Source organism: Synechococcus sp. R6-10 (genome assembly GCF_047461815.1).
Taxonomy (GTDB): Bacteria; Cyanobacteriota; Cyanobacteriia; order Thermostichales; family Thermostichaceae; genus Thermostichus.
Map to the genome: position 1 here is coordinate 1 of NZ_JANSHW010000241.1, position 9,510 is coordinate 9,510.

At 60.1% G+C, this 9,510-nt stretch carries 10 protein-coding genes; 5 read left to right on the top strand and 5 right to left on the bottom strand.

Annotated features, from left to right (window positions below):
• The first annotated feature begins 1 nt into the window (after position 1).
• Positions 2-1,081, top strand: coding sequence for a cell division protein FtsZ (gene ftsZ / locus NW837_RS07550; protein ID WP_414330336.1), 1,080 nt, complete (start codon positions 2-4; stop codon positions 1,079-1,081).
• Between the two features lie 69 nt (positions 1,082-1,150).
• On the top strand, positions 1,151-2,128 hold the full coding sequence (locus NW837_RS07555; RefSeq protein ID WP_414330338.1) for a D-alanine--D-alanine ligase: 978 nt from the start codon (positions 1,151-1,153) through the stop codon (positions 2,126-2,128).
• Positions 2,129-2,170: 42 nt separating this feature from the next.
• Here the strand turns inward: NW837_RS07555 and NW837_RS07560 are convergent, their stop codons facing one another.
• A complete protein-coding gene (locus NW837_RS07560) occupies positions 2,171-2,668 on the bottom strand; it encodes a hypothetical protein (RefSeq protein ID WP_414330341.1) in 498 nt (165 codons plus the stop codon).
• A gap of 155 nt (positions 2,669-2,823) precedes the next feature.
• Here NW837_RS07560 and bchM point away from each other — a divergent pair, with 155 nt between their 5' ends.
• On the top strand, positions 2,824-3,489 hold the full coding sequence (gene bchM, locus NW837_RS07565; protein ID WP_414330343.1) for a magnesium protoporphyrin IX methyltransferase: 666 nt from the start codon (positions 2,824-2,826) through the stop codon (positions 3,487-3,489).
• Between the two features lie 140 nt (positions 3,490-3,629).
• Here the strand turns inward: bchM and NW837_RS07570 are convergent, their stop codons facing one another.
• From NW837_RS07570 to NW837_RS07585, 4 genes are all read right to left on the bottom strand, one after another.
• Positions 3,630-4,358, bottom strand: a complete 729-nt coding sequence (locus tag NW837_RS07570) for a HEAT repeat domain-containing protein (protein ID WP_414330345.1) — start codon at positions 4,356-4,358, stop codon at positions 3,630-3,632.
• 106 nt (positions 4,359-4,464) lie between these two features.
• Positions 4,465-5,235 carry a peptidylprolyl isomerase gene (locus tag NW837_RS07575; protein ID WP_414330347.1) on the bottom strand — a complete coding sequence of 257 codons (771 nt, stop codon included), beginning with the start codon at positions 5,233-5,235 and terminating at the stop codon, positions 4,465-4,467.
• 76 nt (positions 5,236-5,311) lie between these two features.
• A complete protein-coding gene (locus NW837_RS07580) occupies positions 5,312-6,067 on the bottom strand; it encodes a hypothetical protein (protein WP_414330350.1) in 756 nt (251 codons plus the stop codon).
• A gap of 82 nt (positions 6,068-6,149) precedes the next feature.
• Positions 6,150-7,103, bottom strand: coding sequence for a DUF1517 domain-containing protein (locus NW837_RS07585; protein WP_238376757.1), 954 nt, complete (start codon positions 7,101-7,103; stop codon positions 6,150-6,152).
• Between the two features lie 201 nt (positions 7,104-7,304).
• Here NW837_RS07585 and NW837_RS07590 point away from each other — a divergent pair, with 201 nt between their 5' ends.
• Complete coding sequence (locus tag NW837_RS07590) at positions 7,305-8,165, top strand: Cof-type HAD-IIB family hydrolase (protein ID WP_414330353.1); 861 nt, start codon at positions 7,305-7,307, stop codon at positions 8,163-8,165.
• A gap of 11 nt (positions 8,166-8,176) precedes the next feature.
• Positions 8,177-9,510: UvrD-helicase domain-containing protein (locus NW837_RS07595; protein WP_414330356.1), on the top strand; the 1,334-nt coding region annotated here is incomplete at its 3' end.

A 9,510-nucleotide genomic window follows, 5' to 3' on the forward strand; every position in this document is an offset into this window, starting at 1 on the left:
CGTGGGGGGTGGGGGTGGCAACGCGGTCAGTCGGATGGCGGCCAGCAACCTTGTGGGCGTCGAGTTTTGGAGCGTCAACACCGATGCGCAGGCCCTTGCCCAGTCCTCGGCAGTGAACCGCTTGCAAATTGGGCAGAAGCTGACTCGAGGCTTGGGTGCAGGTGGTAACCCGGCCATTGGCCAGAAAGCGGCAGAAGAATCCAGCGAAGAAATATCGGCAGCCATCAAAGGGGCAGATCTGGTCTTCATTGCCGCCGGCATGGGGGGAGGCACGGGCACGGGTGGAGCACCCGTCATCGCCCAAATTGCCAAAGCCAGTGGTGCCCTGACGGTGGGAGTGGTGACACGGCCTTTTTCCTTTGAGGGCAAACGCCGCAGCAAGCAGGCCGAGGAAGGGATCCAAGCGCTGCGGGAGGCAGTCGATACCCTGATTGTAATTCCCAACGACAAGTTGCTTTCGGTGATCTCCGAGCAAACCCCTGTCCAAGAGGCTTTTCGCGTTGCTGATGATGTGCTGCGGCAGGGGGTGCAGGGCATCTCGGATATCATTCTCATCCCCGGCATGATCAACGTGGATTTTGCCGATGTGCGCAGCGTGATGGCCGATGCCGGCTCTGCCTTGATGGGGATTGGCATGGGATCCGGCAAGTCCCGCGCCCGCGAGGCTGCCATTACCGCTGTATCTTCGCCGCTTTTGGAAACCTCCATCGAAGGGGCTAAAGGTGTCCTCTTCAACATTACCGGTGGGCCGGATTTGTCCTTGCATGAGGTCACGGTGGCTGCCGAGATCATCGCCGAGGCAGTGGATCCCGAGGCCAACATCATCTTCGGCACCGTCCAAGACGAGCGCATGCAGGGGGAAGTGCGCATCACGGTCATCGCCACCGGTTTCCAAGAGAAAGCCCGTCCAGCCACCATCCCTGCTGCAACCAAAGTTTCTGCCTCCAACAAGTCGGGGGTTCCTAAGCCCACTCCCACGGGCTCTGGGCTGCCGCCTCGACAGCCTCCGGAGCCTGAGCCGCCGATGTCTGGAGGCTTAGATATTCCCGAGTTCTTGCGCCGCCGGCGGCCCCCTTCGTAGGGTAGGGTGAAGGTATGCTGGTATCTTGGTGCCGGTTGTTGAGGGTGGGGAGTGCTTTGGGGTTAGGCCATGAACATTGTTGTCTTGGCGGGGGGGCGTTCGGCAGAACGTCAAGTCTCTTGGGTAACGGGTAAAGCCTGCAAACGGGCTTTGGAGGACCTGGGCCATCGGGTCAAGGTAATCGACCCAGATGAGGATCTGCCTCTGCGCCTTTGGCAGGAACGGCAAGCCGGCTGCGACTTCGTTTGGATTGCCTTGCATGGCCCTGGTGGCGAGGATGGGGTGGTACAGGGAATGCTGGACTGGCTGGGCCTGCCCTACCAGGGATCCGGGCCGCTGGCCAGTGCTCTGGCCATGGATAAGCTGGTCTCCAAGCAGATCTTTCGCGCCGCGGGGATCCCTACCCCCGATTGGCAGGTTTGGGACGACCAAAGCCCCCTCACTTGGGCTGACTGTGCGGCAGAGTTGGGATCCCCACTGGTGATTAAGCCCAGCAACAACGGCTCGACGGTGGGCATCAGCATTGTCCGGGATGAGAGGTCATTTGCTCAGGGGCTGGAGTTGGCCCGCTCAGTCTCGTCGCGGATTTTTCTGGAGCGCTATGTTCCCGGAAAGGAGATCACCCTCTCGATCTTGTCCGGCCAAGTTCTTCCGGCCATTGAGATCATCCCCGCCCAAGGCGACTTCTACGACTACGAAGCCAAGTACGCACCCGGTGGCTCGCGGCATTTGATCCCCTGTTCCCTCAGCCCGGCAGGGTTGGCCCGCTGTGAGGCTGCAGGTCTGAAGGCCTACCAGGCGTTGGGGTGCGAAGGCTTGGCGCGGGTGGATCTGCGGGTGGATCCCGAGGAAAATCCTTGGGTGTTGGAGGTGAATACACTGCCCGGCATGACCCCCACTTCCCTCTGTCCCGATGCGGCGGCAGCTCTGGGGTGGACGTTCACCGAGTTGGTGAAGCGAATGCTGCAGGATGCCTTGCAAAAAGCCCAATTGACCGGATCCCGGCATCCTCAAAGTTCATCGGCGACTCTCGGCAACGCTCCCTGAGGCTTTTCCCAAGACAAGAACAAGAACCTTTACCCAGCTCTTTCAGAGAAGGGCAACCAGCAAAAGAATCACCCCAATTCCAACAATCAGTACAGCTCCCCCCAGCCACACCCAGGAGATGCGGGACCTGCTGCCTATGTCGGTTTTCCCGACAGGATTCTCCGGCGCAGGTTCAGGCTTTGAGTTGACCGAATCCGGGGCAACAACTGTCAGATCCTGCAGTAGGCGATCGCCTTTTTTTTCCAACAGAACTGTGGTTTCTTCTGAGGCCAGCAGCGGGTTCAACAAGGGGGCCGTTTGCTCCCACTCGTATTCAGAATGTCCCGACTCACGCCCGTACACCGTGACCTGCTCTAAGCCGGGCAAGCCCAACGCCCTGAGCTCCACCCGCACCCGCTCCGTGAGATGGGGGTAGTCCACTCGAGCCAGGGGGGGCCGATTCAGGAGAACGTGTAGATGACCTTGGCGGCGTTTGACCGCAATTCTGACCGGGGCAGCCAACCGAGCCTGCAACGCTCGGGCAATCTCAGCTTCGGTCATGGGGCAACATCCAAGGCATGCGAGTTAATTCTAATACAATCCTAGGGCAACGATGCAGAGGGTTACGGGGCCTCGGGGTAGAATGGGATGCGCGTTGGCGAAGAAAAGCAGAGCGTTCATCTTTTTCTCTCGCCGGATCCCTAGCCGGAAGTTCTATGCAGGAAAAAACCATTGTCCGCGATTATTTCAACTCCGTTGGCTTCGAGCGCTGGCGGCGCATCTATGGCGAAGAAGAAGTCAATTTCGTCCAAAAAGACATCCGCCTTGGCCATGCTCGCACAGTAGAGACGGTGTTGCAGTGGTTGGGGGATCCCTCGGGTTTACGCATTTGTGATGCCGGATGCGGGGTGGGCAGCCTCAGCTTGCCCTTGGCCGCCAGGGGGGCACAGGTGTTCGCCAGCGACATCTCGGAACAAATGGTGAACGAAGCACGCCGCCGCCAGCAAATGGAGTTGGGATCCACAGACAACCCACACTTTTGGGTCTCGGATCTGGAGGAATTGACGGGGGAATACGATGTCGTCATCTGCCTCGATGTGATGATCCACTACCCTGAAGCCGAGGCCCTGCGCATGCTAAAGCACCTGACCCGCCTGGCTCGGTCCCGCCTGATCTTCAGTTTTGCCCCCAAAACCCCCTGGCTGACGCTGCTGAAGAAAGTGGGAGAGTTCTTCCCCGGCCCCAGCAAAACCACCCGCGCCTATCAACACCGAGAGGCGACCTTGGTGAGCCAATTAACCGAATGGGGCTGGAAAGTGCAGCAGCGACAAACCATTCGCAGCCGCTTCTACTTTGCTTGGCTCCTCGATCTGGTTCGGTGACACTCGATCTGGTTCGTTAAACGGGAATGAAACATTTTCGTCTAGCTCCCCTCTCCCTCTGGCAGCGAGGCTGGGAGTAGGGGCAGCAGCGTGGAATGCTTGGGGAGTGTCTCAATCTAGTTTAAAAATGACTATAACGATCAGCTGAGGTTATCCAGTTGCTCCAGCAAATCGGGATCTGCCAGCTTTTGTAGGGCAAGCCGCGCGTCATCCCGCACCCCCCAATCGGGATCGCGACTGGCGCTGGTCAGCAATTGCCTTGTTAGCATCGTGTAAACAATGGGATCCTCGAGAGCCAGTTTCACCTGTTGCCCCAGGATCCCTAAGCTCCAGGCACAGTTGCCGCGTACCGCCGCGATTGGATCTTGAGCCAAACCCCGGCAGAGAGCTGCGACCACCTCATCCAATGCCGGGCCGGGCAACACTTGCGCCTGAGCCAATTGTCCGAGGGCACTGGCAGCCCACAATCGCACTGCCGCGATATCCCCGGCCAACACTTCCAGCAACACCGGGTACGCCCGCGGATCCTTGGCATTGCCCAACGCCCACACCAAGCCTTTGCGCACATAGCCGTTCCAATCCCAGCGCAAGCCCTCGATCAGCACCTCCACCTCAGCGGGATCCGGATTCCGACCTAGGGCATAGGCTGCTCCCACCCGCACCAACGGGCAGGGATCCCGGACTAGGGCCAGCAGGGGTTTAACGGCGCGGGGTTCTTCGATCTCACAGAAGGCGCGGGCCGCCTGCATCCGCAAATAGGGATCCGGATCCTGCAACTGCTGCAGCATCAGCTCCACATCCACCTCCGGCGGTGAGTGAGGTGGCAGCTCGTCTAGGGGCTCAAGGGGGGAAAAAGCGTCTTCTTGCATGAAAGGGTGCCCAGGTGTTGGCGGAGGGGACGAGGGCAAAACTTGCCCTTCCTCAAGGCAAAAGCCAGAGCCACAACAACCAAACCAGCAGCAGAGTTGCTGCCCATCATAAACTGCCGGGATCCTCCATCTGATCTGCTCTTTCCGGTTGGGATCCCGGCACCCTAAGCAAGTCCGCTCCTTCCAACACCCGCGCCAAGCGGATCACATCTCCCACCTGGATGCGCTCCACCCACTCCATCCCCTCGGTGACGTAGCCGAACACGGCATAGCGCCCGTCCAAAATCGGCAGAGCAGAGAGGGTGATGTAAAACTGGGAAGAGGCTGAGTCAAGTGGGCTAGAACGGGCCATGGCCACCGCCCCCAAACGATGGGGCAAGAGCAACTTACTCAGAGCAGCGGGATCCTGGATCAAGGTGTTGTAGCGGGGGTAGGGTTCCCCACGCAGCTGAATTTCCAGGGGGATGGTGCGCAGGCGGTTGCTCCCCGGCTCTGTTGCACCCCCTGTACCGTCACCACGGGGATCCCCACCCTGCACCACAAAAGGCTGCGGATCCTTCTCCACCCGATGAAAGGTGAGGCCGTTGTAAAAGCCCCGCTGAACCAAATCCACGAACTGGCCGCCGGTCAGGGGTGCCGCTTCCCCGTGGATCTCCAGGATCACCTTGCCTACCCCCTCAGCAGTTTGCACCTCCAGCTCCACCACTGCCTTCCCTTGCAGTTGCGGGCGGCTAGCATAGGCCGCCGGGATCCCAGAGGGGGATTCTGAGAGGGGGGGTGTACTGCGACAAGCCAACAGCCCGAGACAGAGGTATCCCAGAACTAAGCCCACTCCCACTCTGCAGCGGCTCATTCGCCCCAGCTTGGCGAATTTCATCTGCCCCTTCTCCTTCAATCCAATCTCCCACCCTCCAGGCGCTGCTCAACCCAGCAGGGATCCCTATCCAGGTGATTCAGATCCGCTGCGACAGTCCCAACTGCAAGGTGACGCTTTGAGCGCCATTGCTCACCCTCACACCGTAGGGGCTGATGGAGGTAACCCGCCACTCTGCTTTTACCGCATGGCCAACAGCCACCTGACGTACTACGTTGTCGATCAAGATCAGAGCCTTGGGGGCACCTGGATCGTGGATCAATCCCACCAGCTTCATTTGCGGCAGAGGCTGGGGTGGGATCCGCGCTGGCACCGGAGGCGCAGGTACCCTGGGGGGAGAGGGAAGACCAGCCCCTCTTGAAGCAAGAGGAGCGGCAACAGTCGGCGGTTTTGCCGGTTCGACCAAGACAGCCTTTGCAGAATCCTCAGGTGGAGCTTTGGGGTTTTCATCCACATCAGCAGCAGTGGGAAGCAAGGGCTCCTGGTGAGCATCGGAATGGGAAGAATTGGGTGCCTCAGCCAAGGGATCCCGAGTGGCCTGCGAAAAAACCACCGCCCGCGGGCGCAGGGTCATCCAAAAAGCCAGCCCTGCCACCAAGGTAGCGGCCAAAGCCATACCCAGCAGTAATCCTCCGGCAGCAGAGAAGCGCCGGGAAGGCAGTGGGGGCCGTGTGCCGAGGTAAGGATATTCGCCGGCTTCTGACAGCCCCTCTTCCAAGCTGTTCTCCAAATCCTCGAACAGCTCATCCAACAGAGAATCTGCCTGCTTGACTTGGCCAGACCATGCCCAAGGGGAACGACGGCCTCTGCCCGCTGAAGCATCTAACCCGGACATACAACCTCCCTAGCCTGAGCGGCGGGGATCCCGAGGAGTTGAGACACTCAGCCAACAGTTGCCGTCTATCGCCCAAAGGCTCTCAAAGGAGCCGCATTTCCGGGTACTCGGTCAACAGCGCCTCTGCCGACAGGGTGTCTCCCTCCAACTGCGGCGTCCACAGCACTTCGATGGCCACAATCCGATCTGCCGGAATCGAAGCCAGCTGCAACAGGCACTGCCGCAGATCCGCCATGGAGTTAACTACAGGTAGTGTACCCAAGTTACCACGATACGCAACCAGTAGAGTTACCAGCAGGTACTCGCCAACATCTGGGATCCCAGCAGCAGATCGCTGCAGCGCCGCTTGGGAGACTTGTTGGATCTGGTTGTTGCGGTTGCTGAGGCTTTCGACGCTGAACTTGCTCCGTTCTTGTAAAGAGGCTTGATAGAACAGGGATTCGGCGCGGGAGAGGGGCAGCTTCTCCGCTTGGGCATGGCCATAGGCCCAGTAGTCGCTGTAGCGCATCAAGCCAAGGGTGACCTCTTGCAACAGTTGGCTCAGCCCTTCTGGCGACTGAGTATCCGCCTCCAGAGCCAGGGCGTTCATGTCTTTTTGCAGTTGCCGGGCGCTGGCCAGCAGTCCCACTTTTACCTGCGCAACAGTTACCTGGGGATCGCGAACCCCAATGCTATCGTCCCCTTCTTCGGATCTGATCCCCGAGCGCAGCGTCTGCACCAAAAAGCTACCTGCCCCAACCAAGAGCAGCAGCGTCAGCAGGCCGCCACCCCCCCCTCCCCAGAAAAAGGGCACCAGCAGCGGAAAACCAAAGCCGCCTCCATAGCTGGGGTAGACAGGAGCTGAGTAGTGCGGGCCAATCGAGCGGGGGGCAGAGAACGTCGGAGACCGGAAAGATCCGCCGCCAATGCGACCGCCACTGCGTGCCCAAACAGCGCCTATGGGAGCCAGGGCCAAGGTCAAGGCCAGGGCAATGGCCAGCAGAGGCCGGCAGACGCGACCGATTCGTTTCAGCATGATCACAATGTTTTCGTCCATCACGGGGCTAGTCTTTCTTAATTCTACGCTTTCTCGTTGGCGGGAATAGGGGCGGAAACCGATCCCCCACCCGGCCATCTCACTTGTTCAATTCTTCTGTGTTGATTCTTTGTGTACTGAGCCGGCCAATGACCGTCAACCAATCGAGGCAGAGCCATGCTACGGTCTGGAAGGTTGCCAGGAGGAGGGCAAACAACAGCAATGCAAACTCAGGCTAACGTCCAAGCCGAGGAAAGAGAGCGGGCATCTTCTCCACCCCGTGCCCAGATTCGGCTGTTGGTGGTGGATATCGATGGCACGATTGCCGGGCCTTCCAACCAGGTTTCAGAGCCGGTTCGGGAGGCCATTCAGAAGGCCAAAGCAGCAGGGGTGCGAGTAGCCATCGCTACGGGTCGCATGCATCGTTCTGCCGAGCGGTTCCACTACGCGATTGGGGCCGATATGCCCCTATGCAGCTACCAGGGGGCTTTAATTCGGGATCCCGATAGCCAAAAGACCCTAAAGCACTGGAGCCTGGACTGGCCGCTGGCCGAGGAGTTGCTGCAAGCGTTGCAGGATCAGCCGGTGGGGGTTCACCTCTACATCGATGACCAGCTCTACTTACGGGAGCTGAGCCCTCTCAGTCAGGCCTATGCTGAGCGCTCTCAGGTGCCGTTCCAGATGTTCTCTTCCGCCCAATACGGACGAAGCCCCACCAAGATCCTGGCTGTTTCTGAGGATACCGAGTTCCTGCAGGAATTGCAGGGATCCCTGCGGCGGCGGTATTCCCCTGACCAGCTCTACCTCACCCGTTCAGAGCCGATTTTTCTCGAGGCTACCCATCCGGCGGTGAACAAGGGCAATGCCGTTCGTTTTTTGGCCGAGGAAATGCTGGGGTTGTCGGCGGAGCAGGTGATGGCTATTGGCGATGGCGACAACGACATTGAGATGCTGCGGTATGCGGGGATCGGGGTGGCGATGGGAAATGCCTCGCCTGCTCTCTTGCCCCATGCCGATTGGATTGCCCCTCCTGTGGCAGAAGACGGGGTGGCGGCAGCCATCGAGACCTTCATCCTCAGCTAGGCAGGGATCCCATGCTGGGTCTGGCTTCTTCTCCCTTTCCTGAGGTCACCCTGCGTCCGGCGCAGCAACAGGCGTTGGCCTACCAATCGGGGCCGCTGGGGATCGCCGCCGTTCCGGGGAGCGGCAAGACCTTTATTCTGGAGCTGTTGATCGCCGATTTAATTCTCAATCGGGGGATCCCACCGGAGCGCATCGGGGTGTTCACCTACATGCGTTCGGCGCGGGGCAACTTGATCAGCCGCATCAATCAACGTTTGCAACGGGCGGGGTATCCGGATCGCTTTACCCAGGCCTTTACCCTGCATTCTTTGTCGTTGCGGGTGTTGCGGGAGGCCCCCAGCCGTTGGGAGGAGCTGTCTATTTTGGAGGGATACGAACAGGAGCGGTTGCTCAGCCGCCTGTGCCGCGCTTGGCTCGTCCGCCATACTCAGCTCTGGGAGCCGCTGATCCCCGGCGACAACAACCCGCAAAAGATCGCCCAAAACCGAGCCCAGTTCCGGCGCAGTTTCCAGCAGATGGTGCAGGTGGTCATCAGCAGGGCCAAGAATCTGCGCCTGGGGCCAGAAGTGATCCCCAGCGAGGGCTATCTGGGCTGGGCTGCTCCCATCTACGCCGGTTATCAAGCGGAATTGCGTCGCCTGGGCAAGTTAGACTACGACGACCTGGGCTGGCAAGCAGTGGATTTGATCGAGGGCAGTCCGGAGCTGCGGGAGCAGGTGCAGAACTGGTACGACTACCTGTTCGAGGATGAGGCCCAAGACAGTTCCCCCCTGCAGGAAGAGCTGCTGCGGCTGCTCAGCCAACGCACCGGCAACCTGGTGCGGGTGGGGGATCCCAACCAGAGCATCATGGGCACCTTTACCAGCGCCGAGCCGCGGCTGTTTCGCGCCTTTTGCCAGGCCAGTCCTCAGGTGGTGCTCTTGGATGAATCCAGCCGCAGCGCCCCCCAGATCATCGCTTTGGCCAACCGCCTGGTGGAGTGGGTGAATCAGCAGCACCCCATCCCGGCTTTGCGCACCGCTCTGGCCCCCCAGCCCATTCAACTGGCCACCTCCGGTGGCCAAAACCCCCCGGCCAGCGAGGGTGGTGTGGACTTTCTGCGGGTTGTCGGATCCCCGGAGGAGGAGCTGCAACAGGTAGCGCGGCAGGCCATTGCAGCCACCCAAGCTTTTCCCGGCCAAACGGTGGCCATTCTGGTCACCACCAACGAAATGGGGGGCAAGGCCCTCAGCTATCTCCAGGAAATGGGAGCGGAGCGGGTGATCGACCTGCTGCGGGGCAGTCCCAGTCAGCGGCGGGTGTTGTTGCAGCTCAAGGGAATCATCGACTGGTTTGCCCAGCCCAC